Raw genomic sequence first — 25,491 nt, 5'->3', positions numbered from 1 at the left:
ATGATCGCCGTCGTCGACTATGCCGTCATCGCGACCTCGCTGGCGTATGCCGCGTGGGCGCTGGTGGCGGTGGTGCTGGGTAAGCCGCCGCGCGAGCCGTACGTCATCGGCGCCGGGGTCGTGGAGCTGCTGATCCTCCTGCAGGCCGTGGTCGCCATCGTCACGATGGTCGTCGACGGCGCCCCGAACGAGCTGGCCACGTTCATCGGCTACCTGCTCATGATCGTCATCATCCTGCCGCTGGGGTTGTTCTGGGCGCTCGCGGAGAAGTCGCGGTGGGGCACGTCCGTGCTGGTGGTGGCCGCCCTGGTGATCCCGGTGCTGGTGCTGCGCATGCAGCAGATCTGGGACGCGGGCGCCGCATGACCGAGCAGTCCCAGCGCACCAGCGGCCCGGGGCGGCTGCTGGTGGCCGTGTACGCGGTCTTCGCGCTGTCCGCGTCGGCGCGGGCGGGGGTGCAGATCGCCACCAGGTTCTCCGACGCGCCGGTTGCGTACCTGCTGTCCGCGTTCGCCGCGCTGGTCTACGTGGTGGCGACGATCGCGCTGGCCAGGCCGGGGGAGACCGCGCGGCGGGTGGCACTGCTCGCCGTCACCGTCGAACTGCTCGGTGTGCTGACCGTGGGCACCATCACCGCGTTCGACCCCGGTGACTTCCCCGACGACACCGTCTGGTCGCAGTACGGCCGCGGCTACGGGTTCGTCCCGCTGGTGCTGCCGGTGCTGGGCCTGCTCTGGCTGCGGCGCACCAACCGCACGGACGGTTAGCCTGCATCACGTGAGGCGCAGGGACCGGCTGTACGCATGGGTGCGCCGGCATCCACTCGTGCCGGACGCCGCCATGGCCTGTGCGCTACTCATCACCGTCGTCGTGCTGAGTGCCTCGGCCTATGACCCCGGGTGGGCGCATGCCGCCCTGGGCGCCGTCATGTGCGCGGCGCTGGTGTTCCGGCGGGTCCGGCCGGTGGCGTCGTTCGCGGTCCTGGCCGGCTGCGGCCTCGTGCAGTGGGCCACCGGACTGCCGCTGACCCCGGCCGGCGTCCTGCTCCTGATCGGCCTGTATTCGGTCAGCGGGTACGGGCCGCGCTGGGCCAGCCGGGCCGGTCTGGCCGTCGGGTTCCTCGGGGTGGCGCTGGCGGCCACCCGCGACTACCCGATCGCCGAATGGGGGGTGCAGACCTTCGTGGCCAGTGTCGTCAGCCTCAGCGCCGTCGTGATCGGGTCCTGGGCGATGGGCGACGTGCGGCGGGTCCGGCAGGCCTACGTCGTCGAACTGGTCGAGCGGGCTCACCAGGCCGAGCGGGAGCGCGACCAGCGGGCCGTCATCGCGGCCGCCGAGGAGCGGGCCCGCATCGCCCGTGAGATGCACGACGTGGTGGCGCACAACCTGTCCGTGATCGTCGTCCAGGCCGACGGCGGCCGGTACGCCGCGGCGCAGGATCCGCAGGCCGCCGCCGACGCGCTGAAGACGATCGGCGAGACCGGCCGTGGCGCGCTCGCCGAGATGCGCCGGCTGCTCGGGGTGCTGCGGACCACCGACGACGAGGACGGCGACGAGCAGGCCACCGTCCGCAACCCGCAGCCGGGCCTGGGCAGTCTGCCGGAGCTGGTCACGTCGGTGCGGCAGGCCGGCCTGCCCGTGGAGTTCGACGTCGCCGGGCCACCCCGGCCGCTGCCGCCGGGCCCGTCGCTGGCGCTGTACCGGGTCATCCAGGAGGCGCTCACCAATGCGCTCAAACACGCCGGGCCGGCGGCGCGGGCGCAGGTCCGGCTGGCCTTCGACACCGACCGGCTGACCGCAAGGGTCACCGACGACGGCCGTGGCGCCGCCGCGCCGAGCGACGGGCTCGGCCAGGGCCTGGTGGGGATGCGCGAACGGATGGCGATGTACGGCGGTACGGTGACGGCCGGTCCGGCCAGCGGCGGCGGCTGGCGGGTCGAGGTGGCAATGCCGTACGGGGAGAGGGAGTGAGGGCGGTGCCGGTCAGGGTCTTCCTCGTCGACGACCAGCAGCTGGTCCGGGCCGGGTTCCGGATGGTCATCGATTCGCAGCCGGACCTCGAGGTGGTCGGCGAGGCCGGTGACGGCGATGCCGCCCTTCATGCGCTGGCGGTGACCGCCGCGGACGTCGTCCTCATGGATGTGCGGATGCCGGTGCTCGACGGCGTCGAGGCCACCCGCCGGTTGCGGGCACGGCCGGACGCGCCGAAGGTGATCGTGCTGACCACGTTCGACCTGGATGAATACGCCTTCGCCGCGATCAAGGCCGGTGCCAGCGGCTTCCTGCTCAAGGACGCCGAGCCGCCGACCCTGCTGGACGCGGTCCGGACGGTCCACTCCGGCGACGCCGTGGTGGCGCCGAGCACCACCCGGCGGCTGCTGGAGCGGTTCGCCGGGCACTTGCCCGACGACACCAGTCCGCCGGCCGCCGTCTGGTCCGAGCTGACCCAGCGCGAACACGAGATCGTCCGCGAGGTGGTGCGTGGTCGCTCCAACGCCGAGATCGCCGCCCGGCTGTTCGTCACCGAGGCGACCGTCAAGACCCACATCGGCCGGGTGCTGGCCAAGGTGGGCCTGCGCGACCGGGTGCAACTCGTGGTGCTCGCCTACGAGACCGGTCTGGTCCGGCCCGGCGGCACCCCATGATCATCAAGAGTTGACCCGGTGCTGGCCGGGTCAAGTCTTGATGATCAAGGGGAGGGTGCGCTAGTCCCGCACTCCGGATTCGACCCGCTCGGAGGACGGTTTCTGCTCTCGGGCGGCCGGCGCGGCCAGTGTCCCGATGGTGGCCGCCACGGCGACGGCCAGCAGGGCGCGCAACACGCCCTCGTGGTCGCCGATGTAGCCAAGGATGGGCGGGCCGGCGAGGAACGCCGTGTACCCGATCGAGGCGACGACGCTGACCCGGACGGCGGCGCGCCGCGGATCGTCCGACGCCGCGCTCATGCCCAACGGGAACCCGAGCGCCGCGCCGAAGCCCCAGATGACGATGCCGACCGCGGCGAGCGGCAGCGAGCCGCCGAACACCACCAGCAGGACACCGCCCGCGGCCAGGACGCCGCTGACCCGGAGCACGGGCAGCCGGCCGTACCGGTCGATGAGCTGGGTGCCGGCGGTACGCCCGATGGTCATGGCGGCGACGAAGACGGCGAAGCCCACGGCGCCCATCGCGTTGCTGGTGTCGTAGCCGTCGACGAGGCCCAGCGCCAGCCAGTCGTTGGCGATGCCCTCAATGAGCGCGAAGCACATCACCATGAGTCCGATGAGCAGGGTGCGCGGTTCGCGCCAGGCCGTCCACACCGACACGTTCGGCGCCGCGACGCCGTCGTCGTCGACCTCGACGGTGCGGGGCAGGAAGCTGCGGGTGGCGATGACGGCGCCGGTGGCCACGCCGGCACCGATGACGCCGAGGTGGACGGCGACCGGAACGGCCGCCGCGGCGGCTCCGGCTCCGAGGCCGGCGCCGGCCACGGTGCCGAGACTGAACGCGGCGTGGAAGCGGGGCATGACCGTGCGGCCGAGCAGGCGTTCGACGGCGGCGCCCTCGACGTTCATGGCGACATCCCACGAGCCCGAGCCGTAGCCGATGAGCACCAGGCCGGCCGCGGTGACCGGGACGTTGAGCAGTGCGTCGCTGCCGACGCCGGCCAGTGTCAGCCCGGCGCCCACCAGGAGTGACCCCCCGGCCACCGTGCGTGCGGCGCCGATCCGGTTGACCACCAGTCCGGACGTCGGGAGCGCGACGATGGAGCCGACGGCGAGCGCCAGCAGCAGCCGGCCGAGCTCGCTGGGGGTGATCTCCAGCAGGTCGCGGACCTCGGGGATGCGTGCCATCCACGAGGCCACGGCGAGGCCGTTGAGAGCGAACACGGCGGCGACGGCGTTGCGCGCACGCAGCACGCGAGCCGGCGACAGCTGCCGGTCCGATGCGGGGTGGCTCACAGGGGCGTCCTTGGGGGAGTATGGGTTCATGGTGGTCGAATCGATTCGACTCGAATCGATTCGATATTCTGCTATGCGACTCTGCGCAGGCGCAACCCCACGAGAGGAGTTGGATCACCGGTGGGTGAGCATCGGGCCACGCTGGCCGCCGTCGCCGCACGCGCCGGGGTGTCGCCGTCCACGGCGTCGCTGGCGTTCAGCGGCTCCGGGCCGGTGGCCGACGCCACCCGGCAGCGGGTGCTCGACGCCGCGCGCGAACTGGGCTACCTCGGCCCGGACCCGATGGCCAGTTCCCTGCGGCGCGGACGCTCGGGCATCGTCGGCGCGATCATCGGCGAGCGGCTGCTCTACGCGTTCCGCGACCCGGTGGCCGTCGCGCTGCTGGACGGGCTGGCCGACGCCCTCGGCCCGCCCGGCGCCGGGCTGCTGCTGCTCTCCGGCGACGCCCAGCGCAGCGGGCCGACTCCCGAACAAGTGGCCCGGATGCCGGTCGACGCCGCCGTCTTCGCCACCTGCGGCGGTGACGACGACCCCCTGCTCGACCACTTCGTCGGCCGCGGCGTGCCGGTGGTCGCCGTCGACGGCCCGGACCGGCCGGACGTCGTGCTGCTCGACATCGACGACTACGGCGGGTCGGCAGCCCTGGCCCGGCACCTCGCCGACCTCGGCCACCAGCGCCCCGCCGTCGTGACGCTGCCGCTGCGGCTGGACGGCCGGCGTGGGCCGGCCGACGACACCCGCCGCGCCGCCACCGCCTACGCCGACTGCCGGCACCGGCTGGCCGCCGTCGAGGACACCTTCGGCCCGGTCGTCGCGGTGGAAGCGGCCGCCAACCGGATCGAGGAGGGCGATCTGGCGGCAAAAGAGCTGTTGGACGACCCCGCCGGCCGGCCGACCGCGATCATCGCGCAGAGCGACCTGCTGGCGGTCGGCGTCATCCGCGCCGCGGAGGCCGCGGGGCTGCGCATCCCCGACGACCTCACCGTCGTCGGCTTCGACGGCATCGAGACGCCGTGGCTGGGCGAGCGGACCCTCACCACCGTCGTCCAGCCGATCGTCGAGAAGGGCCGCGTCACCGGCCGCCTGGTCACCGAGCTGCTGGCCGGCACCCGGCCCGACGACGTACGGCTCCCGGTCCACTTGCGGGTCGGCACCACCTCCGCCGCGCCCTCCCCATGATCATCGGCGATTCGCCACGTCATAGCGGGGCGGATCGTCGGTGATCATGGGGAGGGGTGACTTGCCGACCAAGCGTCGACCCCGGCCAGCAGTCGCCGCTTGACGTCGCCGGGCGCGCCGGACGCCGCGATCCCACACCGGGCCAGCGCGGCCAGCTCGGTGTTGGACAAGCCCAGAAGGTCACGGCACAGCGCGTACTGGCCGGCCAGCCCGACGCCGAACAGCAGCGGGTCGTCGCTGCCGATGGTCACCGGGACGCCTGCGGCCAGCACTGCCCCGACCGGCACGCCGGCGAGCGGGTGCACGCCGAACGGCGGGTACGACGTCGGGCAGACCTCCAGCGCAACCTGCCGATCGGCCAGCAGCTCCAGCACCGCCGGGTCGGCCACCGCCGACGTGCCGTGCCCGATCCGGGTGGCACCCAGCACCTCCACGCACTCGCGGACATGGCCGGCACCGGTGAAGAACCCTGCGTGCGGAGTGCGCACCAGCCCGTGCTCCGCGGCGATCCGGAACGCCGGCGCGAAGTCCGCGACCCGGCCGCGCCGCTCGTCGTTGGACAGCCCGAACCCGACGACACCGTCGCCGGCGTACCGGGCGGCCAACCGGGCCAGGCGGGACGCATGGGAACCCGGCCGCGCCCAGCTCGACGCGACGACCACCCCGACCGGGTCGGCGCCTGCGCCGCCCCGGCCAGCACTGCCTCGATCGCGGCTTCCAGCCCGCCCAGCGCCGGAGCGTACGACGTCGGGTCCACCTGGAGCTCCAGCCAGCCGCAGCCGCCGGCCGCGTCGTCCTCGGCGGCCTCCCGCACGACCCGCGCGACGTCGGCGGACGAGCGGATCGCGTCCCGCGCGGCGTCGTAGCGCTGCTGGAACGCCGGCCATTCGTGGATGCCGGCCGGATCCAGTGCCGGCGGCACGGCGATCCCGGCCCGGGCCGCCAGTTCCGTCAGGGTGCCGGGGCGCATCGCGCCGGTCAGGTGGAGGTGAGCCTGCACCTTCGGCAGCGTCTCGATCGGGCGCATCCCGGACACGAGCGCCGACACTATCGGCCCCGCCCGCCCCGGCGCCGTACGACCAAGGTCGCACGGCAGGTGTACCCGTTGGTCCGACGATCCCGGACCAGTCGCCGACGACGCTGGACACGTGAGCATCCAGACACACGCATACGCGGGCGCCGGGGCGGACCCCGGCGCCGTCGCCGTCCGAGCCGTCGGGCTGACCAAGGTGTACGGCACCGGCCGCACCGCCGTCCGGGCCCTCGACGGCATCTCCGTCCCGTTCGCCGCCGGCCGGTTCACCGCCATCATGGGGCCGTCCGGGTCCGGCAAGTCCACCCTCGTGCACTGCCTGGCCGGACTCGACACCGCCACGTCGGGCCAGGTGCTGCTCGGCGACACCGACCTGACGAAGCTCGGGGACACCGCGCTGACCCTGCTCCGCCGCGACCGGCTGGGCTTCGTCTTCCAGGCCTTCAACCTGCTGCCGACCCTCGACGCGAAGGCCAACGTGCTGCTGCCGCTGCGGCTGGCCGGCCGGTCCGCCGACCCGGCCTGGTTCGACGAGGTCGTCGGCATCCTGGGCATCCAGGACCGGCTGACGCACCGGCCCAGCGAGCTCTCCGGCGGCCAGCAGCAGCGGGTCGCGGTGGCCCGGGCGCTGATCAACCGACCCGAGGTGATCTTCGCCGACGAGCCCACCGGCAACCTGGACTCGCGCTCCGGCGGCGAGGTCCTGGCGCTGCTGCGAGCCAGCGCCCGCGAGCTGGGCCGCACCGTCGTCATGGTGACGCACGACCCGGCCGCCGCGGCCGCCGCGGACCATGTCGTGCTGCTGGCCGACGGGCGGCTGGCCGGCGAGATCGCCGACCCGACGGTGGACACCGTCATCGACCACCTGCGCCGGCTGGGGGACTGAGCCGTGCGTGATGTGATCCTGGCGGGCCTGCGCGCCCACCTGCTGCGGCTGGGCCTGACGGCGCTGGTCGTGGTGCTCTCGGTCGGGTTCACCGCGGGCACCCTGGTTCTCACCGACTCCCTCGACGCCGCCTCGCGGGAGCGGGTGGCGGCCGACGCCGAGGGCGTCGACCTCGCGGTCATGGCACCGGACGAGGGATACCTCGACGCATCGGTCGCGGCCACTGTCGCCGACATGGAGGGCGTCGCCGTCGCGGCGCCCCGCCGCGAGGTGACCGTCCACACGGTCGACGGCGACGGCCGGATCGACCCGTTCTCGGCCGCGCGGGTGGTCGCCGCGCCGGTCGGCTCCGACCTCGACGGCGACGGGGTCCTGGTGGACCGGCGCTCCGCCGAACGCCTGGACCTGCAGGCCGGCGACGAGATCAGCGTCGCGGCCCAAGGCTCCACTGACGTGGTCGAGCTGCCGGTCGCCGGGATCGCCGAGCCCACCGCCGAGGCCGGTGACGACCCGGAGCTGACGGCCGGCTGGGGCGTCGTGCAGCGGTTCGCCGACCCGCCGGGCGCCAGCCGCGTGGACCTCCGGCTCGACGCGGGCGCCGACGCCGACGCGGTCCGGGCCGCAATGCCCGGCGGCCACGAGGTCATCACCGGCGGCGAGCTCGCCCAGCGGCTGGTCGACGGATCCTCGAGCCGCGAGGCGCTCCGCGTGCCGCTGCTCATGCTGGGCGCCGTGTCGTTGATCGTCGCGGCGTTCGTCATCGCCAACACGTTCCGGATTCTCATCGCCCAGCGCACGCGGGAGCTGGCCCTGCTCCGGACGGTCGGCGCGACCCGGCGCCAGGTGCTGCTCGGTCTGCTGTCCGAGTCGGTCGCCGTGGGGCTGGCCGGCGGCATCGCCGGGGTCGGCCTCGGTGCGTTGTCCGCATGGGGCATGGGCGCCCTGCTCGACGACCGGACCGGCCCGTTGCCGCTCGTCGTGTCGTCGACCGCGGTCGGCTGGTCGCTGGTCGTCGGGGTGTTGGTGACCGTCGGGGCGGCGGTGCCGCCGGCACGGGCGGCGACCAGGGTGTCGCCGCTGGCCGCCCTGCAGGCAGTGCCCGACGGAGCGGACAGTCGCGCCGTGGGCCGGGCCCGCTTCGCCGTCGGGCTGCTGGCCATGGGGGCCGGCGCGCTGCTGCTGGTGGCCGGTGCCGCCGCGGGGACCACCGGCGGCGGGATGGGGTTGGTCGCGGTGGTGTTCGGTGCCGCCGTCTGCTTCCTCGGCCTGCTCGTGCTGGGCCCGCGCGTGGTGCCGCCCGTGGTGCGGGTGCTCGGCGCGGGGGTGTCGCGACTGGCCGGCGCCTCGCGGTCGAGCGCGGAGCTGGCGACGGCCAACGCCGTGCGCAACCCGCGCCGGGTCGCCGCGACGACGGCGGCGCTGCTGATCGGCGTGACGACGGTTGCCGGCTTCGTCACCGTGGCCGAGTCGTCTCGAAGCAGTGTCAGCGTGGTGGTGGACGGGCAGGTGCCTGCCGACTTCGCCGTCCGCACGGCCGCCGACGCGCCGATCGCCCAGGCCGTGGTTCGGGCGGTAACGGAGTTGCCGGAGATCGGCCGGGTGGTCGTCGACGGCGACGACGTGCTGGCGGTGAACGCGGCCGACGGCGTCGACGGCGACACCGCGCGCGCCGCGCTGCTGGCCGCGACCGAGGGACATCCGGAGCTGTCGGTGCAGAGCTTCGTGGAGCGCCGCGCGGAGTTCGAGCGCAACCTCGACGAGGCGGTCAACGTGGTCCTCGCCGTCCTCGCGCTGGCGCTGGTGATCGCGTTCATCGGGATCGCCAACACGTTGTCGCTGTCGGTGCACGAGCGGACCCGCGAGATCGGGCTGCTGCGGGCCTTGGGGTTGACCCGCCGGCAGACCCGGGTGCTCCTGGGTTTCGAGGCGGCACTGATGGGTGCGGTCGCGGCGGTCGTGGGGACGGCGGCCGGGGTCCTGTTCGCCTGGGCAGCCGTGGTGAGCGTGGAGGAACTGGAGTTCGTCGTGCCGTGGGGTGTGCTGGCGATCAGCGCGGTGGTGGCGACGGGGCTGGGTGTGGTGGCGTCGCTCGTGCCCGGGCAGCGCGCGGCGCGCACCTCGCCGGTGGTGGCGCTCGCGACCGAATGAGATCGGGCGTGGCCTAGCCTGTCGTCTGTGACGGAGGAACGGCCGGCGCGCCTGGACGTGGGAATCGTCGGCACCGGGCGGGTCGGCGCAGTACTCGGCGCGGCCCTCGCCCGGGCCGGCCACCACGTGGTGGCCGGCTACGGCGTCTCACTGACCAGCCGGACCCGTGCCGACGCGCTACTGCCGGGCGTTCCGCTGGTGGACGTGCCGCAGGTGCTCGCACGGTCCGGCCTGGTGCTGTTGACGGTGCCCGACGACGCCCTGCCCGGCCTGGTCGACGGGCTGGCGAAGACCGGCGAGATCCGGCCGGGTCAGCTGGTGGTCCACACCAGCGGCCGGTACGGCGTCGGGGTGCTGGACCCCGCGACGCGGGTGGGCGCGCTGCCGCTCGCGCTGCACCCGGCCATGACGTTCACGGGCACCTCGGTCGACCTGCACCGGCTGACCGGCGCGACGTTCGGAGTCACCGCGCCCGAGCCGCTGTGGCCGGTGGCGGAGGCCCTGGTGGTCGAGATGGGGTCCGAGCCGGTCCGGATCGCCGAGAACGCCCGCGCGCTGTACCACGCGGCGCTGGCACACGGCGCGAACCACCTGGTGACCCTCGTCAACGACGCCATGGGCCTCCTGCGGGCGGCTGGCGTCGACGAGCCGGACAAGGTCCTCGCGCCGCTGCTGTCCGCCGCGCTCGACAACGGGCTGCGGCAGGGCGACGACGCGCTCACCGGCCCGGTGTCCCGGGGTGACGCCGGCACCGTCTCCAGCCATCTGCGTGAGATCACGGCCGCGCTACCGGAAGGCGTCGGCGCGTACGTGGCGCTGGCGCGGCGCACCGCGGGCCGGGCGCTGGCCGACGGGCGGCTGAAGGCGAGCGACGCCGAAGCGCTGCTGGACGTGCTCGCCGATCCCCCCGCGCCGGACTGACACGATCGCGCCGAGACCGCTGCTCCGGGAAAGGCGACCAGGATCCTGCCGAGTGGCGCCGAGACCGGCCGTTCGACCGGACAGCGTCGTCACGACGCCGTCTGCGACAGGTAGAGGCGGCGCACCACGTCCTCGATGTCGGGTTCCTCGATGCTCAGGTCGCGCACCTGGGCCCGTTGTCCCACCGCCTCCAGGATGGCGCCCGCCGTCGTCCGCTCCGGGGTGAACGCCAGCCGGTGCCGCAGGCCGTCGGACTCCACCGCGACCGTACGCACTCCGGCGATCTCGCCCAGCGACGCGACCGGCTCGGCCAGGTCGACCGCCATGACCCGCTCCGCGCCCACCCGGCCCACCAACCCGGTCAGCGTCCCGTCGTACACGCACCGCCCGTGGTCGACCACGATGATGCGTTCGGTGAGCCGCTGGACGTCGTCCATGTCGTGCGTGGTCAGCAGCAGGGTGGTGCCGTGCAGGGCGCGCTGCTCGGCCAGGAACACCCGCAGGCGTTCCTTGCTCAGCACGTCCAGGCCGATCGTCGGCTCGTCGAGGATCAGCAGCCGGGGCGAGTGCAGCAGCGCGGCGGCGATCTCGCCCCGGATCCGCTGCCCCAGTGAGAGCTGCCGGACCGGGGTGTCGAGGAACGACCCGAGGTCCAGCCGGTCCACCAGTTCGTCGCGGCGCACCGGCCACGCCGCCGGTGCCAGCCGGTGGATGGCCGCGAGCGTGCGGAACGACTCACGCAACGGCAGATCCCACCACAGCTGGCTGCGCTGGCCGAACACCACGCCGATCTGCCGGGCCAGGTCGCGGCGCCGTCGTACCGGCTCCAGACCGCAGGTGCGCACCGTCCCCGCCGTCGGGACCAGGATGCCGGTGAGCATCTTGATGGTCGTGGACTTCCCGGCCCCGTTCGCGCCGATGTACCCGACGGCCGACCCTTCGGCCAGGTCGAAGCTCAGCCCGTCGACGGCGGCGACGACGGTGCGGGTGCGCCGCAGCCGTCCCGCCGGGCTCCGGACGACGAACTCGCGGCGCAGGTCGCGGACACTGATGATCGGCTCGGTCACGATCCGGCTCCCGTGTAGTGGCGGATGCCGGCCCGCCAGCCGGCCAGGGCGACGACCCAGATGACGGCCGCGGCGGCCGGCGTGCACCAGCCCAGCCACTGCGGCAGCCAGGCCGGGCCGGGCAGGTCCAGCAGTACGAGCACCGGCAGGTACGCGGCGAACGCCGCCGGGACGACGAAGGTGAACAACAGCCGCATCGGCAGGCTGAAGATGCTGGCCGGGTACTCCGAGGCGTAGGCGCCGCCGTAGGTGAACGCGTTGGCGAACTCCGCGCCCTCGACCAGCCAGAACTGGATGGCTGCCGCGCACACGAACAGGGCGGCGAAGATCGCGGCAGCGGCCAGCGGCGCCACCACGACCAGCACGACAGTGGCCGCCGTCCAGGTGATGTCGTTCAGTGGCAGCGCGATTCCCATGACCACCGCGGCGACGACGGTGCGGCCCAGCCGGCGCAGCGAGATGTCGCTGGTGATCAGCTGCGCCAACACCGGCAGCGGCCGCAGCAGGAACGCGTCGAGCGTCCCCTCGCGCAGGTAGACCGGCAGCCGGTCGACGTGACCCACCGCCATGTCGGCCAGGCTGAAGCCCAGGTTGGCCAGGGCGAACAGCAGCATGGCGGCGGCGAAGTCCAGCTCGCCCAGCATGTCGACGTTGGTGAAGATCACGTAGACCTCGGCGAACTCGACCAGCCCGATGCCCACACTGCCCAGGACGTCGAACACGAACGAGCGCCGGTACGCCGTCTGCGACCGCATCCGCGACCCCAGCAGCGTCCGGTAGGGGTGCAGCCGCTCAGCCACCCTGTACCACCAGGGTGGCTGTGCCGCGGGCGAACACCAGGCGGCCCAACAGCAGCATTCCGAGCAGCCAGCCGGCCTGGACGGCCAGCACCGACAGCGCCTCGACCCCCGTGGCCCGAGCCATGATCACGTCGATCGGTGCCTGCAGCAGCGACGGGAACGGCGTGCACGCGGCGAGGGTGGCCATCCAGTCCGGGAACCAGTGAACCGGCACGATCAGCCCGGACAGCACGCTCATGGCGACGACGTACAGCGTGGCGAGGCCGCGCATCTCGACCACCCAGAACGCGACCAGGTTCACCAGCCACCAGCAGACGAACGACAACGCGACGGCGAGCATGACGCTGACCAGCCCGATCACGTACGGCAGTGGTGTCGACGGGAGGAGCAGCCCCGTCGTCAGAGCGCCGGCCAGCAGCGGCGGAATCCCCCGCGGCAGGAAGAGGTAGGCGCCGCGACCCAGGAACGCGGCCAGATAGGCCAGCTGCGGGTCGACCGGGCGGGCGAGGTCGATGGCGACGTCACCGTCGCGGACCCGCTCGGCCAGCTCGCTCCACTGGAAGACGTTGACCGGCGCGACCAGGGCCTGCACCAGCCATGCGTAGGTGGCACCGGTGGCCGCGTCGTAGCCGGCCAGGGTGCCGCCGGCGGCACCGACCGTGGCGACGGTGATGGACGCCTTGATGAGTCCGAACGCGGTGTTCGTGAACGCGCCGGCCGCGGTGGCCAGCCGATAGGTCGACCACCGCCGGAAACCCATGGCGACGAAGGCGGCGAAGAGACGCACAAACGCGAGACCGTACACCTCCCGTGGCTCGACGTCATCGGGTTTTCGACGTGGGTGCTGGCGGGCGGCGCGGGTGCCGGCGGCTACGCTGACCCGCGTGACCGGTCCGGTGGTAGCCCGCACTCGTGACGATCTCGCCGACGCGCTGGCGGCCGCCGAGACCGTCAGCGCCGTCGTCATGACCATGGGGGCCCTGCACGAGGGGCACCGCGCCCTCATGCGGGCGGCCCGTGAGCTGGTGGGCGACGACGGAACGGTGATCGTGACCGTTTTCGTGAACCCGTTGCAGTTCGGGGCCGGTGAGGACTTCGACCGGTACCCGCGCCCGTTCGAGACCGACCTCGCCGTCTGCGCCGAGGAGGGCGTGGATGTCGTCTTCGCGCCCGACGAGGCCGAGCTGTACCCGGGCGGCCGGCCCGAGGTCACCATCGAGCCGGGACCGCTGGGCGCCGAACTGGAGGGCGCGGTCCGGCCCGGACACTTCGCCGGGGTGCTGACCGTCGTGGCCAAGCTGCTCAACCTGACCGTGCCGGCGTACGCGCTCTTCGGTGAGAAGGACTACCAGCAGCTGACGCTCGTCCGCCGGATGACGGCCGACCTGGAGTTGCCGTACGAGATCGTCGGCGTCCCCACCGTCCGCGAGGACGACGGGCTGGCGTTGTCCAGTCGCAACCGGTACCTGTCTCCGGACGAGCGGACGGCGGCGCTCGCGTTGTCCCGGGCACTGCGGGCCGGGGCCGGCGCGGCCGCGTCCGGTCCGGAGGCCGTCGTCGCCGCGGCGGCCGCCGAACTGACCGTGGACACCGTCGACGTCGACTACCTCGAGCTGCGCGGGCCCGCCCTGGAACCGGCGCCGGACCACGGCCCGGCGCGGCTGCTCGTGGCCGCCCGGGTGGGCCACACCCGTCTGATCGACAACGCCGCGATCGACCTGCCCTGACCGCCACCACGTGAGATCGCCTCGGGGATTCGCTCCGGGCGTCGTAGGCTTGCCCGGCGTGACCGGAGTACGCATCGCGCGTCGGCTGCGAACCGAGGCGCCCGGGTGGACGGTGTCCGCCGACGTCGTCGTGGTCGGCAGCGGCATCGCCGGGCTGACGGCGGCGCTCGAGGCCCGCAAGGCCGGCCGGGTGCTGCTGGTGACGAAAACCCGCCTCGCCGACAGCGCTACCGCGTGGGCGCAGGGCGGTATCGCCGCCGCGCTCGATCCGGAGGACAGCCCGGAACAGCACCTGAACGACACACTTGTGGCCGGGGTCGGCCTGTGCGACGAGGCCGCCGTGCGCACGCTCGTCACCGAGGGCCCGCGACGGGTGCGCGAGCTGGTCGACCTGGGTGCGGAGTTCGAGCGGACGCCCGCCGGCGACATCGCGCTCACGCGTGAGGGCGGGCACCACCGCGACCGCATCGCCCACTCCGGCGGCGACGCCACCGGCAAGGAGATCTCCCGGGCGCTGCTGGAGGCCTTGGCGGCCATCCGCGAGGACCCGCAGATCGAGGTCTACGAGCACGCCCTCGTCACCGACATCCTCACCGACGCCGCCGGCCGAGCCTGCGGGGTCACGCTGCACGTCCTCGGCGAGGGCCGGCAGAGCGGCGTCGGCGCCGCGCTGGGCCGTGCGGTCGTGCTCGCCGCCGGCGGCCTCGGGCAGGTGTACGCCTCCACCACCAATCCGCCCGTCTCCACCGGCGACGGCCTCGCCGCCGCGTTGCGGGCCGGCGCCCAGGTGGCGGACCTGGAGTTCGTCCAGTTCCATCCGACGGTGCTGTGGCTGGGCCGGTCGGCGAAGGGCCAGCAGCCACTGATCTCCGAGGCCGTCCGCGGCGAGGGCGCGGTGCTGCGCGACGTCGAGGGCCGCCGGTTCATGGTGGGCCGGCACGAGCTGGCCGAGTTGGCCCCGCGCGACGTCGTGGCCAAGGGCGTCGTCACCGCGATGGCCGAGACGGGCGCCGAACACGTCTGGCTGGACGCGCGGCACCTCGGCGGCGAGTTCCTGGCCGAGCGGTTCCCCACCATCGTCGCCCGCTGCCGCTCCTACGGGATCGACCCGGCCACCGACCTGGTCCCGGTGGCGCCGGCGCAGCACTACGCCAGCGGCGGCATCCGCACCGACCGGCGCGGCCGGACCAGCCTCCCCGGCCTGTACGCCTGCGGTGAGGTGTCCTGCACCGGCGTGCACGGCGCGAACCGGCTGGCGTCCAACTCACTGCTCGAGGGCCTGGTGTGGGGGCACCGCATCGCCGAGGACCTCGCCTCGTCGCTGGGCGACGCCCGCCCGGGCGACCCGGTCGAGCGCGACGGACCGGTCAGCCTGCTCGACGCCGACGCCCAGCCGTTCGTCCAGTCGGCGATGACCGCGGGCGCCGGGGTGCTCAGGTCGGAGGCGTCGTTGACGACCCTCGCCGCCCGGCTGGCCACCATGGCCGTCGGCGCCGGACCCGACGACCCAGGCCCGATGACACCGGATTCCTGGGAGACCACGAATCTGCACACCGTGGCCGTTACGCTCGGTCGGCACGCCGCGTTGCGGGAGGAAACGCGCGGCGGCCACTGGCGTGAGGACTTCCCGGAACGTGACGACGCCCGCTGGCGCGGCCACCTGGTCAGCGTCCTCGATCCGGACGGCGTCCTGACGACGACATATGAACCGATGAAGGAGTCATGATGAGTCTGCCCGAGGCCGTGACGCTCGCCTTGCGCGAGGCGGGTCTCGATCCCGCGTACGTCGAGGACCTGATCCGGGCCACCCTGGAGGAAGACCTCGACGGCGGGGAAGACGTCACCACCGTCGCCACCGTGCCGGCCGAGCAGCAGGCGATCGCGGTGCTGGCGGCCCGGGAAGCCGGTGTGGTCGCCGGCCTGCCGGTGGCCGAGGCCACCTTCGCGGTGGTCGGTGGCGACGTCCAGGTCGAACGGCACGTCGCCGACGGCACCGAGGTATCGCCCGGCACCACTGTGCTGACCGTGCACGGGCGCACCCGCGCCCTGCTCGTGGCCGAACGGACCGCGTTGAACCTGGCCTGCCGGCTGTCCGGCATCGCCACCGCCACTCGCGCCTGGGTCGGCGCCCTCGCGGGTAGCCAGGCGGCGGTGCGCGACACCCGCAAGACGACGCCGCTGATGCGGTCGCTGGAGAAGTACGCCGTGCGGGCCGGTGGTGGGGTGAACCACCGCTCGTCGCTGTCGGAGTCGGCGCTGATCAAGGACAATCACGTCGCCGCGGCCGGCGGCATCACCGCCGCGTTCCGGGCGGTCCGTGAGTCCTACCCGGGCCTGACCGTCGAGGTCGAGGTCGACGACGTTGCCGGCGCGGTCGAGGCCGTCGAGGCCGGCGCCGAACTGGTCCTGCTGGACAACTTCACCGTCGATCAGGCGCTCGAGGCGGTCAAGGCCGTCGATGGCCGAGCCAGGCTGGAGGTCAGCGGCGGGCTGACGCTCGACCAGGCCGCCGCCTACGCCGCCACCGGAGTCGACTACCTGTCCACCGGCGAGCTGACCCACTCGGTCCGCGCCCTGGACCTCGGACTGGACGTCGTCGCCGTCGAGGGACGATAACGCCCATGCTGCTGGCCATCGACGTCGGCAACACGGAGACCGTCATCGGGCTGCTCGACGGCATCGACGTCGTGCACCACTGGCGGGTCGCCACCGTTGCCCGGCGCACCACCGACGAGCTGATGGCACTGCTGCGCGGCCTGTTCGCCGGCGTGGACGCCCAGGTCGACGGCGTGGCCATCTGCTCGACGGTGCCGGTGGTCCAGCGCGAGCTGCGCTGGCTGACCCAGCGGTACTACAGCGACGTGCCCGCGCTGCTCGTGGAGCCGGGGGTCAAGACCGGTGTCCCGATCCTGACCGACAACCCGCGCGAGGTCGGCACCGACCGCATCGTCAACGCGCTGGCGGCCATGCACCAGTACGGGCCGGGCCCGCACATCGTCGTCGACTTCGGCACCGCCACCACGTTCGACGTCGTGTCGGCGCGGGGCGAGTACATCGGCGGCGCGATCGCACCGGGCATCGACGTGTCGCTGGAGGCCCTGCGCAACGCCGCCGCCCAGTTGCGCCGGGTCGAACTCGTGCGGCCCCGGTCGGTCATCGCCAAGAACACCGTGGAGGCGCTGCAGTCCGGCGCCTTCTACGGGTTCAGCAGCCAGGTCGACGGCGTGGTCACCCGGATGGCCACCGAGCTGGGCGTCGGCCTGGACGGCGTGACGGTGATCGCCACCGGTGGTCTCGCGCCGCTGGTCCTCGAAGAGTCCACCACCATCGACCACCACGCGCCGTGGCTCACCCTGACCGGCCTTCGGCTGGTCTTCGACCGCAACCACCCGGCCTGACTCCGGTGGAAATGATCACGTGCCGTTGGGGTGCTCCCGCTCCACCGGGCAAGCATGGGTGGTGAAGCGAACACACCCATGCCGAACGTGATCATTTCCCTTGGAGCAGGGCGTTGAGGTCGCCGACGGGGCCCAGGTGGCGCAGCTTCTCGGGGTTGATGACGTTGTGCACGCCGCGGACGTGGCCGTCGGCGATGGTCAGCGACAGCACGCCGATGATGCCGCCGGGCGCACTCACCCGGATGCCGGGCTGGCCGTTGACGGTGACCGGCTCGAGCACGGCGCCGATGCGCTCGCCCATCCGGCCGAGGTTCGCCAGGAACCGGGCCACCTGCAACGCGCCGGTGATCGGCTTGCGCGCCGCCGCGGTCCGGCCACCGCCGTCACCGTAGAACGCGACGTCCTCGGCCAGCATCCGCTCCAGCTCGTCCACGTCGCGGTCCTGGACCGCCGCCATGAACCGCCGGCCCAGCGCCTCCCGACGTTCCGGCGACGGTTCGAACCGGGGCCGCCGCTCGTCGATGTGCCGCTTGGCCCGCACCAGCAGCTGCCGGCAGTTCGCCTCGGACCGCTGGACCACGGCGGCGATCTCGTCGTAGCCGTAACCGAACACCTCGCGCAGCAGGAACACCGCGCGCTCGACCGGCGAGAGCGTCTCCAGTACCACCAGGAACGCGGTGGACAGTGTCTCCGCCGCCTCGGCCCGGCCGGCGGGGTCGTCGTCGACGGCCAGGAGCGGTTCCGGCAGCCACGGACCGACGTACTGTTCACGCCGGCGGCGGACGGAGCGCAGCGCGTCGATGGCCAGCCGCGTGGTCACGGTGGTCGCGTACGCCTCCGGGGAGTCGATGGGCGGGCGGTCGGCGGACGCGCTGCGGTGCATCCGCAGGAACGCCTCCTGGACGACGTCCTCGGCTTCGCTGACGGACCCGAGCATCCGGTACGCGATCGAGAACATCAGCGGCCGCAACCGGTCGTGGGAGACCGCGAGATCGGTCACGCGCCCGATCCTGTCACAGGACGCCGGGGTCCCCCGTCGAAGGGGATGTGACGGGGCGCCTCGCAGGCGCCGCCGGTGAGACATGAGGATGGAGTGGAGAACCATGAGGGTGTTCCTGGCCGGCGCGACCGGCGCCGTCGGACGGTCGCTGATCCCGATACTGGTGGCCGCCGGACACGAAGTGGTGGGCACGACACGGTCGCCGGGCAAGCTCGCCCAGTTGACCGCGGCAGGTGCCGAGGGCGTGGTGGTGGACGGGCTCGACGCCGATGCGGTGCGGCAGGAGGTTCGCGCCGCCGCGCCGGACGTCATCGTCCAGCAGCAGACGGCGCTGGCCAGCGGCACCGGCGACTTCAAGCACTGGGACGCCGAGTTCGCCGCCACCAACCGGCTGCGCACGGAGGGCACCGACCACCTGCTGGCCGCGGCCCGCGACGCCGGCGTGCGGCGGTTCGTCGCGCAGAGCTACACCGGCTGGCCCAATGCCCGCAGCGGTGCCCCGGTGAAGTCCGAGGACGACCCGCTGGAGGCGAACCCGCCGGCTGCCTGCCGGCAGACGTTGAGCGCCATCCAGCACCTGGAGCGGGTGACCACGAGCACCCCCGGCGTCGACGGGCTGGTCCTGCGCTACGGCAGCTTCTACGGCCCCGGCACGGGCCTCACGGGCGACGATGTCGTCGGCATGCTCCGTAAACGGCGCTTCCCGCTGGTCGGCGGCGGCACCGCGGTGTGGTCGCTCCTGCACATCGACGACGCGGCCCGCGCCACGCTCGCGGCCATCGAGGGCGGGGCACCCGGCATCTACAACATCGTCGACGACGAGCCCGCACCGGTCGCGCAGATCCTGCCGGAGCTGGCCGCCGCAGTCGGCGCGAAGTCACCGCGGAAGCTGCCGGCGTGGCTGGCCAAGCCGCTGATCGGCGACTTCGGGGTGACGTTCATGACCACGCTGCGCGGATCGTCCAACGCGAAGGCCGAACGCGAACTGGGCTGGAAGCCGCAGTACCCGAGCTGGCGGGAGGGGTTCCGGGCGAGCGTCCGCTGAACGGCTACTATCGCCGGCTGTGACGGCGCCCTACGACGAGTGGTTCGGACCGGACGCGTTCGACGCCACCTACGGCTACGACCGCAAGGCACTCGAGGAGGTCGGCGCGCCACCCGAACCGGCCGGGTTCGCCGAATTCTGGACGACGCTGTACGGACGGGCGCGTGCGGTCGACCCGGCGCCGGTGACGCGCCAGGTGCCGGGCCGGCCCGGCCTCCACGACGTGGAGTTCACGTCGCTCGACGGCGTACGTCTGGGCGGCTGGCTGGTGTTGCCGCCGGACGGTGTCGCCGAGCGCGCCCTCGTGGTCGGGCACGGCTACGGCGGCCGCGACGAGCCGGACCTCGAGCTGGTGCCGCCGGGCACCGCGGCCCTGTTCGCGGCCGCCCGCGGGCTGCCGCAGCGTGGCCTCGTCCCCGGCATCCCGGCGGTGGCGGCCGAGCACGTGCTGCACGGCATCGACGCGGTCGACACCTACGTGCACGGCGGGTGCGCGGCTGACGTGTGGTGTGCGGCGTCGGCGCTGCTGGCGCTGTTGCCGCAGCCGCCGGACCGGCTGGTCTTCGTCGGCGGCAGTTTCGGCGGTGGCATCGGGGCGCTCGCGCTGCCGTGGGACGACCGGTTCGACGCCGGCGCCCTGCACGTGCCGAGCTTCGGCAACCACGACCTGCGCCTCACCATGCCGTGCACCGGCAGCGGCGAGGCGGTGCGCCGTTACGTCGCCGAGCGCCCCGAGGCCCGCGAGGTGCTGCGATTCTTCGACGCCGCCACCGCGGCCGGCCGGCTGCGCATCCCCATGGTCGTGGCGCCGGCGCTGTGGGACCCGGCGGTCCCGCCGCCTGGGCAGTTCGCCGTCCACAACGCGATCCCGGGGCCGAAGGAACTGGTGGTCTTCTCCGCCGGGCATGCCGACTACCCCGACGAGGCCGCGGACACCGAGCGCTACCTCGACGCGATCAGGCGGCTGCTCGACGCCTAGGTCCTGTCGTCGAGCAGCGGGCTGTGCTCGGCGAAGCGCCAGCCGGCCGCTTCCACCGCGCGATGCGCAGGCCCGCTCATGGCCGCGAAGGACACTTCGTAACCGGCAGTGCGGCCGCGACGGGACAGCTCGCGCAGGAACGCCACCCCCGCGTCGCCCAGCTCGGTGACCCGGTGCATGTCGACGACGACGTGATCCAGCGCGTTCAGCTGCTCCAGCCGGCTGACCTCGTCGACGGCGGCGTGCAGGGTGTCGGCGGGCTCGCCACTGACGTCGCCGGAGAGGAAGACGACGATCTCGCGGGCTCCGCGGTCGACGACCTGGACGGCACTCATCGACCTCACCTCCATCCTCATCCAGAGGACGCGTCATGCAAGGACGGCCCGGGCGTTGGCCTTGCCCAGCGCCCGGACCGACCGCCGAAGAGGAGCGTCGGCCTTCCGTCGGCAGCCGGTTCGCATGACCCTCCATGACCCACAGTGGCAGCCGGGACGGGTCCCGGCAATACCGGCGACCGGCACCGGGCGCGGCGCAACGTCCGCACCGCCTAGGCTTGTCCCTCATGAGTGACGTGCCTCCGACCCCCGATCAGGATGTTCCCGAGCAGATGCGCATCCGGCGCGAGAAGCGCGCGGAGTTGCTGGCCTCGGGAGTTCCGCCGTATCGGCTCGGATTCGACCGCACGCACACCTTCGGTCAGCTTCGCGCTTCCTATCCGGATCTCGTCGCCGGCACCGAAACGGGCGATCGCGCCGCCGTCGCGGGGCGGGTGATCTTTCTGCGCAACACCGGAAAACTCTGTTTTGCCCGGCTGCGTGAAGGGGACGGCACCGAACTGCAGGTGATGCTCTCCCTCGATCGTGTCGGTGTGGAGAGTCTGGCGCAGTGGAAGCACCTGGTCGACATCGGCGATCACGTCGGCGTCGACGGTGAGGTCATCGTCAGCAAGCGCGGTGAGCTGTCGGTGACGGCCGACCGCTGGACCATGCTTTCCAAGGCCCTGCGGCCGCTGCCGGTGGCGCACAAGGATTTGAATGAGGAAACCCGCGTCCGGCAGCGTTACGCCGACTTGATCGTCAATCCGGCGGCCCGCGACATGGTGCGAACTCGCGCCGTCGTCACCCGGTCCTTGCGCGAAACGCTGCACCGGCACGGCTACATCGAGGTCGAGACGCCGGTGCTGCAGTTGATCCACGGTGGCGCCGCGGCCCGCCCATTCCAGACGCACCTCAATGCGTTCGATATTCCGATGACATTGCGCATCGCGTTGGAGCTCTACCTCAAGCGGGCCATCGTCGGCGGCGTGGACAAGGTCTACGAGATCGGGAGAATTTTTCGAAACGAGGGTGTCGATTCCACGCACAGCCCTGAGTTCACGATGCTCGAGGCCTATGGCGCCTACGACGACTACGACAGTATGGCGACGCTCACGCGTGATCTCATCGTCGACGCCGCCCGGGCGGTCGGCCGCACTGTCGTCTCCGACGGCCACGGCGGCGAGATCGACCTCGAGGCACCGTGGGCGAGGGTGACCCTCCACGAGGCCGTCTCGAACGCCGTCGGCGAAGAGGTCACCGCCGACACGTCGGCCCAACGGCTACGCGAACTCGCCGACAAGCACCAGGTGCGGCTCGAACCGCAGTGGAACGAGGGCGAGATCGTCCTGGAGCTGTTCGAGAAGCTGGCTGAGCACACGTTCATGGAACCCACGTTCGTCTGCGACTACCCGGAGTCGGTGCGCCCGCTGGCCCGTCCGCACCGGGACGACCCCCGGCTCGTGGAAGCGTGGGACCTCATCATCGGCGGGGTCGAACGGGGCGTCGCCTACAGCGAGCTCACCGACCCGGTGCTGCAGCGCGAGCGGCTGGTGAGCCAGTCACTGCGGGCCGCCGCAGGCGACCCCGAGGCGATGCAGATGGACGAGGACTTCCTGCGCGCCATGGAATACGGCATGCCTCCGCTGGGCGGCATGGGGATGGGCATCGACCGCGTCATGATGTTGCTCACCGACGCCGGCATTCGCGAGACCATCCTGTTCCCGCTGGTGAAGCCGGAATGACGGAGGCCGGCGAAAACGCGTCGGCCATTCATGTGCGGCGGGCCCGCACCGCCGATGTACGGGTGATCCGCAACCTGCTCGACGGTTACGCGGCACGGCGGATCCTGCTATCCAAAGAGACCGTCACTTTGTACGAGGACATCCAGGAGTTCTGGGTAGCCGAAACAGCCGGCGGCAGGGTGGTCGGCTGCGGTGCGTTGCACGTGATGTGGGAAGACCTCGCGGAGGTTCGCACACTCGCCGTCGACCCGGAATGGCGCGGTCGCGGAGTCGGTCATGTGCTACTGCAGCGATTGCTCGGAGTGGCCCGGGAACTCGGTGTGGAGCGGGTGTTCTGCCTGACCTTCGAGGTGGACTTCTTCGCCCAGCACGGATTCGAACCGGTAGAAGGTACGCCGGTGCCCGACGACGTCTACTCGCAGTTGTTGCGGTCGGCCGACGAAGGGGTCGCCGAGTTCCTCGACCTCGATCGTGTGAAGCCGAATACTCTGGGTAACGTGCGGATGCTACGTCGAATGAGTGTGCCGTCACAAATCCGGTCCCACGACGCGCCGCAGGCGAATTGAAATTCTCCCTTCCCGGGCGTAACAATAGAGATGTCAACTCAAAACAACAGTGTGCAGCCCCGCGGGAAGGATCAACGATGGCGCAAAAGGTTCAGGTGATTCTGCTGGACGATCTCGACGGTGGAGACGCCGCCGAGACCGTCAGCTTCGCCTTGGACGGAGCCTCGTACGAGATAGACCTGTCGGCTAAGAACGCCAGCAAGCTGCGCGACACCTTGGCTCCCTACGTCGCCTCGGCGCGTAGGGCCTCGGCTCGGCGTGGCCGGGGGCGGGCCGCCGCTTCCGGTGGCAGGGCCAGCCGCACCGACACCACGGCCATCCGCGAGTGGGCACGCGACCAGGGACTCAAGGTCTCCGACCGCGGCCGCATCCCGTCGGACATCCTGGCCAAGTACGAGTCCGCCCACGGCTGACGGGGTGACCGTTCGCGCGCGGCTCGGGGACGCGCGGCGGACGGTCGTCGGGCACCGCCGCGGATCGAAGCGCACACACCACGGCCGGTGATCCGTGGTCTCGGCGGAGCACGAGCGGCCGAGACCGGCCCGAGGGTCGTCCCTCGGGTGTCTATGACGCAGGAAAGGGGCCGGCACCCATTGGGTAGCCGGCCCCTTTGCGCTGCCGTGCGGCGCTCAGGCGTCGCGGAATTCCTGCCGCTGCCGGCCGAGGCCGTCGATCTCCAGTTCCACGACGTCGCCGGCGCGCAGGTACGGCTGCCCCGGCATGCCCATGGCCACGCCGGCGGGTGTGCCGGTGTTCACCAGGTCGCCGGGGTCGAGGACCATGAACTGGCTCAGGTACCAGATGACGTGGCCGATGCCGAAGATGAGGTCGGCGGTGGTGCCGTCCTGGCGCTGCTCGCCGTTCACCCACAACCGCAGGCCGAGTTTGCCGGCGTCGTCGATGTCGTCGGTCGGGACCAGCCAGGGGCCCAGCGGGTTGAACGTCTCGCAGGACTTGCCCTTGTCCCACTGCCCGCCGCGCTCGAGCTGGAACTCGCGTTCGGACACGTCGTGGGAGATGGTGTAGCCCGCGATGACGTCCAGGGCATCGTCGGGTGAGTCCAGGTATCGGGCGGTCTTGCCGATGACGACGCCGAGCTCGACCTCCCAGTCGGTCTTGGTGCTGCCGCGGGGGACCAGGACGGTGTCGTTGGGTCCCACCACGGTGTTGGATGCCTTCATGAAGATGATCGGCTCCGCCGGCAGGGCTGCGCCGGTCTCGGCGGCGTGGTCGCGGTAGTTCAGGCCGATGCACACGATCTTGCCGGGGCGGGCGATGGGTGCGCCGATGCGGCCCTGTGCAGGCAGCGCCGGCAGCTCGCCGGCCGCCAGTGCGGCGCGGGCTCGGCGGATGCCGTCGTCGGCGAGGAAGGTGCCGTCGATGTCGCCGGTGAGCGGGGTGAGGTCGTAGAGGGTGTCGTCGTCGTCGCGGACGGCGGGACGCTCCTGGCCCGGCTCGCCGATGCGCATCAGGTGCATGATCGTCTCTCCCTGGGTGGTGTGTGCGGTTCTCAGCGGGCTGCCTGGATCAGGGCAGCCGGACGTGGTCGGGGTTCAGCTCGTCGACGGTGCGGACCCCCAGCAGCTGCATGGTGCGGCGGACCTCCGTGGTCAGGATCTCGGCAGCGCGGGCGACGCCGCGTTCGCCACCGGCCATCAGCCCGTAGAGGTAGGCACGCCCCACCAGGCAGGCGTCGGCCCCCAGTGCCAACGCGGCCACGATGTCGGCGCCGTTCGTGATGCCGGTGTCGAGGTACACCTCGGTGCGGTCACCCACGGCGGCGGCCACCTCCGGCAGGATCCGCAGCGGCACCGGTGCCCGGTCCAGCTGCCGCCCGCCATGGTTGGACAGCACGATCGCGTCGGCGCCGGCGTCGACCACGCGGCGGGCGTCGTCGACCGTCTGGATGCCCTTGACGATCAGCGGCCCGGACCAGATGGAGCGCAGCCACGCGAGGTCGTCGATGGTCATGGTGGGGTCGAAGAGCTTGTTCAGCAGTTCCGCCACGGTGCCCTGCCACTCGCTCAGGGAGGCGAACTCCAGCGGCTTGGTGGTCAGCAGATTGATCCACCAGGCGGGATGGGCGGCGGCGTCGAGCACCGTCTTCGCGGTCAGGGACGGCGGGATGGTGAAGCCGTTGCGGACGTCGCGCAGCCGGGCGCCGGCCACCGGGACGTCGACGGTCAGCATGAGCGCCTCGTAGCCGGCCGCGGCGGCCCGCTTCACCAGGTCCTCGCCGGAGGACCGGTCCTTCCACACGTAGAGCTGGAACCACTTGCGCGCGTCCGGGGCCGCGGCCGCGACATCCTCGATGGACGTGGTGCCCATGGTCGAGAGGGCGTACGGAATGCCGGCCCGCTCGGCCACGCGGACCACCGCGCTCTCGCCCTCGTGGTTCATCATGCGGGTGAAGCCCGTCGGCGCGAACGCGAACGGCTGCGCGGACGGCGCGCCGAGCATCGTCGTCGTCGGGTCCACCTCGGAGACGTCGTGCAGGATGGACGGACGCAGCTCCAGTTGGGCGAACAGGGCCCGGGCGCGGCGCAGGCTGATCTCGGCCTCGGCGGCGCCGTCGGTGTAGTCGAAGACCGAGCGCGGTGTGCGCAACCGCGCGATCCGGCGCAGGTCGGCGATGGTGAGCGCCTTCTCGAGACGGCGTTCGGTGGGGTTGAGCGTCACCGGCTTCGCCCGCAGCAGGGGTTTCAGCTCGGACCAGCGCGGGATCTGTCGATCGGTCATGGA

General features: G+C 72.5%; 26 protein-coding genes and 1 pseudogene. 17 read left to right on the top strand and 10 right to left on the bottom strand.

The genetic code is table 11. The annotated features are described in order from the left end of the window. From JIAGA_RS0124385 to JIAGA_RS0124370, 4 genes are read left to right on the top strand one after another with little or no spacing between them, the layout of a single operon-like run. Nucleotides 1–366 (top strand): hypothetical protein, encoded by a 366-nt coding sequence (locus JIAGA_RS0124385; protein WP_026877685.1) that lies wholly within the window; start codon nucleotides 1–3, stop codon nucleotides 364–366. Beyond that, nucleotides 363–767 carry a hypothetical protein gene (locus JIAGA_RS0124380; RefSeq protein WP_026877684.1) on the top strand — a complete coding sequence of 135 codons (405 nt, stop codon included), beginning with the start codon at nucleotides 363–365 and terminating at the stop codon, nucleotides 765–767. Before JIAGA_RS0124385 ends, JIAGA_RS0124380 begins: the two co-directional genes overlap by 4 nt. A 10-nt stretch (nucleotides 768–777) precedes the next feature. Further along, on the top strand, nucleotides 778–1,971 hold the full coding sequence (locus JIAGA_RS32090; protein ID WP_035812930.1) for a sensor histidine kinase: 1,194 nt from the start codon (nucleotides 778–780) through the stop codon (nucleotides 1,969–1,971). Between the two features lie 5 nt (nucleotides 1,972–1,976). Then, the gene (locus JIAGA_RS0124370) at nucleotides 1,977–2,645 is read left to right on the top strand and encodes a response regulator transcription factor (protein ID WP_026877683.1); all 669 of its coding nucleotides are present in this window, start codon (nucleotides 1,977–1,979) and stop codon (nucleotides 2,643–2,645) included. Nucleotides 2,646–2,705: 60 nt separating this feature from the next. On the opposite strand, the gene JIAGA_RS0124365 is transcribed toward JIAGA_RS0124370, so the two are convergent. After that, complete coding sequence (locus tag JIAGA_RS0124365; protein WP_026877682.1) at nucleotides 2,706–3,941, bottom strand: MFS transporter; 1,236 nt, start codon at nucleotides 3,939–3,941, stop codon at nucleotides 2,706–2,708. A gap of 120 nt (nucleotides 3,942–4,061) precedes the next feature. Between JIAGA_RS0124365 and JIAGA_RS0124360 the strand changes: the two genes are divergently transcribed. Continuing rightward, the gene (locus JIAGA_RS0124360) at nucleotides 4,062–5,120 is read left to right on the top strand and encodes a LacI family DNA-binding transcriptional regulator (protein WP_026877681.1); all 1,059 of its coding nucleotides are present in this window, start codon (nucleotides 4,062–4,064) and stop codon (nucleotides 5,118–5,120) included. Between the two features lie 44 nt (nucleotides 5,121–5,164). Here JIAGA_RS0124360 and JIAGA_RS35450 read toward each other — a convergent pair whose 3' ends face one another. Together JIAGA_RS35450 and JIAGA_RS36285 are read right to left on the bottom strand one after the other, a co-directional pair. Beyond that, on the bottom strand, nucleotides 5,165–5,782 hold the full coding sequence (locus JIAGA_RS35450; RefSeq protein WP_211239833.1) for an adenosine deaminase family protein: 618 nt from the start codon (nucleotides 5,780–5,782) through the stop codon (nucleotides 5,165–5,167). Nucleotides 5,783–5,835: 53 nt separating this feature from the next. Further along, nucleotides 5,836–6,090: pseudogene (locus JIAGA_RS36285) on the bottom strand (adenosine deaminase); the annotation flags it as partial. Between the two features lie 178 nt (nucleotides 6,091–6,268). On the opposite strand from JIAGA_RS36285, the gene JIAGA_RS0124350 reads away from it, so the two are divergent. Genes JIAGA_RS0124350 through JIAGA_RS0124340 form a run of 3 tightly spaced genes read left to right on the top strand, consistent with a single transcriptional unit; the run spans nucleotide 6,269 to nucleotide 10,108 of the window. Further along, a complete protein-coding gene (locus tag JIAGA_RS0124350) occupies nucleotides 6,269–7,039 on the top strand; it encodes an ABC transporter ATP-binding protein (protein ID WP_169738932.1) in 771 nt (256 codons plus the stop codon). A gap of 3 nt (nucleotides 7,040–7,042) precedes the next feature. Continuing rightward, entirely contained in the window at nucleotides 7,043–9,187 is a 2,145-nt protein-coding gene (locus tag JIAGA_RS32080) for an FtsX-like permease family protein (protein ID WP_035812928.1), read from the top strand. A 27-nt stretch (nucleotides 9,188–9,214) separates the two neighbouring features. Further along, entirely contained in the window at nucleotides 9,215–10,108 is an 894-nt protein-coding gene (locus JIAGA_RS0124340; RefSeq protein ID WP_026877679.1) for a Rossmann-like and DUF2520 domain-containing protein, read from the top strand. A gap of 89 nt (nucleotides 10,109–10,197) precedes the next feature. Here JIAGA_RS0124340 and JIAGA_RS0124335 read toward each other — a convergent pair whose 3' ends face one another. From JIAGA_RS0124335 to JIAGA_RS0124325, 3 genes are read right to left on the bottom strand one after another with little or no spacing between them, the layout of a single operon-like run. Then, nucleotides 10,198–11,175 (bottom strand): ABC transporter ATP-binding protein, encoded by a 978-nt coding sequence (locus JIAGA_RS0124335; RefSeq protein ID WP_026877678.1) that lies wholly within the window; start codon nucleotides 11,173–11,175, stop codon nucleotides 10,198–10,200. Then, nucleotides 11,172–11,975, bottom strand: a complete 804-nt coding sequence (locus JIAGA_RS0124330) for an ABC transporter permease (RefSeq protein WP_026877677.1) — start codon at nucleotides 11,973–11,975, stop codon at nucleotides 11,172–11,174. The genes JIAGA_RS0124335 and JIAGA_RS0124330 overlap by 4 nt, the downstream gene beginning before the upstream one ends. After that, entirely contained in the window at nucleotides 11,968–12,762 is a 795-nt protein-coding gene (locus tag JIAGA_RS0124325; protein ID WP_026877676.1) for an ABC transporter permease, read from the bottom strand. The genes JIAGA_RS0124330 and JIAGA_RS0124325 overlap by 8 nt, the downstream gene beginning before the upstream one ends. Nucleotides 12,763–12,859: 97 nt before the next feature. Between JIAGA_RS0124325 and panC the strand changes: the two genes are divergently transcribed. From panC to JIAGA_RS0124305, 4 genes are read left to right on the top strand one after another with little or no spacing between them, the layout of a single operon-like run. Then, nucleotides 12,860–13,702, top strand: a complete 843-nt coding sequence (gene panC / locus JIAGA_RS0124320; RefSeq protein WP_211239832.1) for a pantoate--beta-alanine ligase — start codon at nucleotides 12,860–12,862, stop codon at nucleotides 13,700–13,702. A 58-nt stretch (nucleotides 13,703–13,760) separates the two neighbouring features. Then, entirely contained in the window at nucleotides 13,761–15,428 is a 1,668-nt protein-coding gene (locus JIAGA_RS0124315) for an L-aspartate oxidase (RefSeq protein WP_026877674.1), read from the top strand. Beyond that, nucleotides 15,428–16,318: a carboxylating nicotinate-nucleotide diphosphorylase gene (gene nadC / locus JIAGA_RS32075; RefSeq protein ID WP_051426461.1), complete on the top strand. Its 891-nt coding sequence runs from the start codon at nucleotides 15,428–15,430 to the stop codon at nucleotides 16,316–16,318. The genes JIAGA_RS0124315 and nadC overlap by 1 nt, the downstream gene beginning before the upstream one ends. Before the next feature lie 5 nt (nucleotides 16,319–16,323). Then, entirely contained in the window at nucleotides 16,324–17,100 is a 777-nt protein-coding gene (locus JIAGA_RS0124305) for a type III pantothenate kinase (RefSeq protein WP_026877673.1), read from the top strand. Between the two features lie 91 nt (nucleotides 17,101–17,191). On the opposite strand, the gene JIAGA_RS0124300 is transcribed toward JIAGA_RS0124305, so the two are convergent. Beyond that, the gene (locus tag JIAGA_RS0124300; RefSeq protein ID WP_211239831.1) at nucleotides 17,192–18,100 is read right to left on the bottom strand and encodes an RNA polymerase sigma-70 factor; all 909 of its coding nucleotides are present in this window, start codon (nucleotides 18,098–18,100) and stop codon (nucleotides 17,192–17,194) included. A gap of 103 nt (nucleotides 18,101–18,203) precedes the next feature. Between JIAGA_RS0124300 and JIAGA_RS0124295 the strand changes: the two genes are divergently transcribed. After that, complete coding sequence (locus JIAGA_RS0124295) at nucleotides 18,204–19,145, top strand: NAD-dependent epimerase/dehydratase family protein (RefSeq protein WP_026877671.1); 942 nt, start codon at nucleotides 18,204–18,206, stop codon at nucleotides 19,143–19,145. Between the two features lie 19 nt (nucleotides 19,146–19,164). Beyond that, nucleotides 19,165–20,124 carry an acetylxylan esterase gene (locus JIAGA_RS0124290; protein ID WP_026877670.1) on the top strand — a complete coding sequence of 320 codons (960 nt, stop codon included), beginning with the start codon at nucleotides 19,165–19,167 and terminating at the stop codon, nucleotides 20,122–20,124. On the opposite strand, the gene JIAGA_RS0124285 is transcribed toward JIAGA_RS0124290, so the two are convergent. Next, nucleotides 20,121–20,459: an STAS domain-containing protein gene (locus tag JIAGA_RS0124285; protein WP_026877669.1), complete on the bottom strand. Its 339-nt coding sequence runs from the start codon at nucleotides 20,457–20,459 to the stop codon at nucleotides 20,121–20,123. The two genes, JIAGA_RS0124290 and JIAGA_RS0124285, sit on opposite strands and share 4 nt — an antisense overlap. Before the next feature lie 227 nt (nucleotides 20,460–20,686). On the opposite strand from JIAGA_RS0124285, the gene lysS reads away from it, so the two are divergent. From lysS to JIAGA_RS0124270, 3 genes are all read left to right on the top strand, one after another. After that, the gene (lysS, locus tag JIAGA_RS0124280) at nucleotides 20,687–22,183 is read left to right on the top strand and encodes a lysine--tRNA ligase (protein WP_084470050.1); all 1,497 of its coding nucleotides are present in this window, start codon (nucleotides 20,687–20,689) and stop codon (nucleotides 22,181–22,183) included. After that, nucleotides 22,180–22,749, top strand: a complete 570-nt coding sequence (locus JIAGA_RS0124275) for an amino-acid N-acetyltransferase (RefSeq protein ID WP_026877667.1) — start codon at nucleotides 22,180–22,182, stop codon at nucleotides 22,747–22,749. Before lysS ends, JIAGA_RS0124275 begins: the two co-directional genes overlap by 4 nt. 77 nt (nucleotides 22,750–22,826) lie before the next feature. Further along, nucleotides 22,827–23,162, top strand: a complete 336-nt coding sequence (locus JIAGA_RS0124270) for a histone-like nucleoid-structuring protein Lsr2 (protein WP_026877666.1) — start codon at nucleotides 22,827–22,829, stop codon at nucleotides 23,160–23,162. A gap of 216 nt (nucleotides 23,163–23,378) precedes the next feature. Here the strand turns inward: JIAGA_RS0124270 and JIAGA_RS0124265 are convergent, their stop codons facing one another. Next, nucleotides 23,379–24,227 (bottom strand): fumarylacetoacetate hydrolase family protein, encoded by an 849-nt coding sequence (locus tag JIAGA_RS0124265; RefSeq protein WP_026877665.1) that lies wholly within the window; start codon nucleotides 24,225–24,227, stop codon nucleotides 23,379–23,381. Between the two features lie 49 nt (nucleotides 24,228–24,276). Next, nucleotides 24,277–25,488 carry an alpha-hydroxy acid oxidase gene (locus JIAGA_RS0124260; RefSeq protein ID WP_026877664.1) on the bottom strand — a complete coding sequence of 404 codons (1,212 nt, stop codon included), beginning with the start codon at nucleotides 25,486–25,488 and terminating at the stop codon, nucleotides 24,277–24,279. Nucleotides 25,489–25,491 lie beyond the last annotated feature (3 nt).

Origin of the sequence: Jiangella gansuensis DSM 44835 (genome assembly GCF_000515395.1) — a bacterium.
GTDB classification, from domain to species: Bacteria; Actinomycetota; Actinomycetes; order Jiangellales; family Jiangellaceae; genus Jiangella; species Jiangella gansuensis.
This window is presented reverse-complemented; position numbering and strand designations above follow the sequence as displayed.

Excerpts from the sequence above, each read along its gene's own strand:
- JIAGA_RS0124260 (WP_026877664.1), bottom strand. The coding sequence starts at position 25,488 with ATGACCGATCGACAGATCCCGCGCTGGTCCGAGCTGAAACCCCTGCTG.
- JIAGA_RS0124295 (WP_026877671.1), top strand. The coding sequence starts at position 18,204 with ATGAGGGTGTTCCTGGCCGGCGCGACCGGCGCCGTCGGACGGTCGCTG.
- JIAGA_RS0124380 (WP_026877684.1), top strand. The coding sequence starts at position 363 with ATGACCGAGCAGTCCCAGCGCACCAGCGGCCCGGGGCGGCTGCTGGTG.
- JIAGA_RS0124285 (WP_026877669.1), bottom strand. The coding sequence starts at position 20,459 with ATGAGTGCCGTCCAGGTCGTCGACCGCGGAGCCCGCGAGATCGTCGTC.
- JIAGA_RS0124270 (WP_026877666.1), top strand. The coding sequence starts at position 22,827 with ATGGCGCAAAAGGTTCAGGTGATTCTGCTGGACGATCTCGACGGTGGA.
- JIAGA_RS0124275 (WP_026877667.1), top strand. The coding sequence starts at position 22,180 with ATGACGGAGGCCGGCGAAAACGCGTCGGCCATTCATGTGCGGCGGGCC.
- nadC (WP_051426461.1), top strand. The coding sequence starts at position 15,428 with ATGAGTCTGCCCGAGGCCGTGACGCTCGCCTTGCGCGAGGCGGGTCTC.
- JIAGA_RS0124385 (WP_026877685.1), top strand. The coding sequence starts at position 1 with ATGATCGCCGTCGTCGACTATGCCGTCATCGCGACCTCGCTGGCGTAT.
- JIAGA_RS0124305 (WP_026877673.1), top strand. The coding sequence starts at position 16,324 with ATGCTGCTGGCCATCGACGTCGGCAACACGGAGACCGTCATCGGGCTG.
- JIAGA_RS0124265 (WP_026877665.1), bottom strand. The coding sequence starts at position 24,227 with ATGCACCTGATGCGCATCGGCGAGCCGGGCCAGGAGCGTCCCGCCGTC.
- lysS (WP_084470050.1), top strand. The coding sequence starts at position 20,687 with ATGAGTGACGTGCCTCCGACCCCCGATCAGGATGTTCCCGAGCAGATG.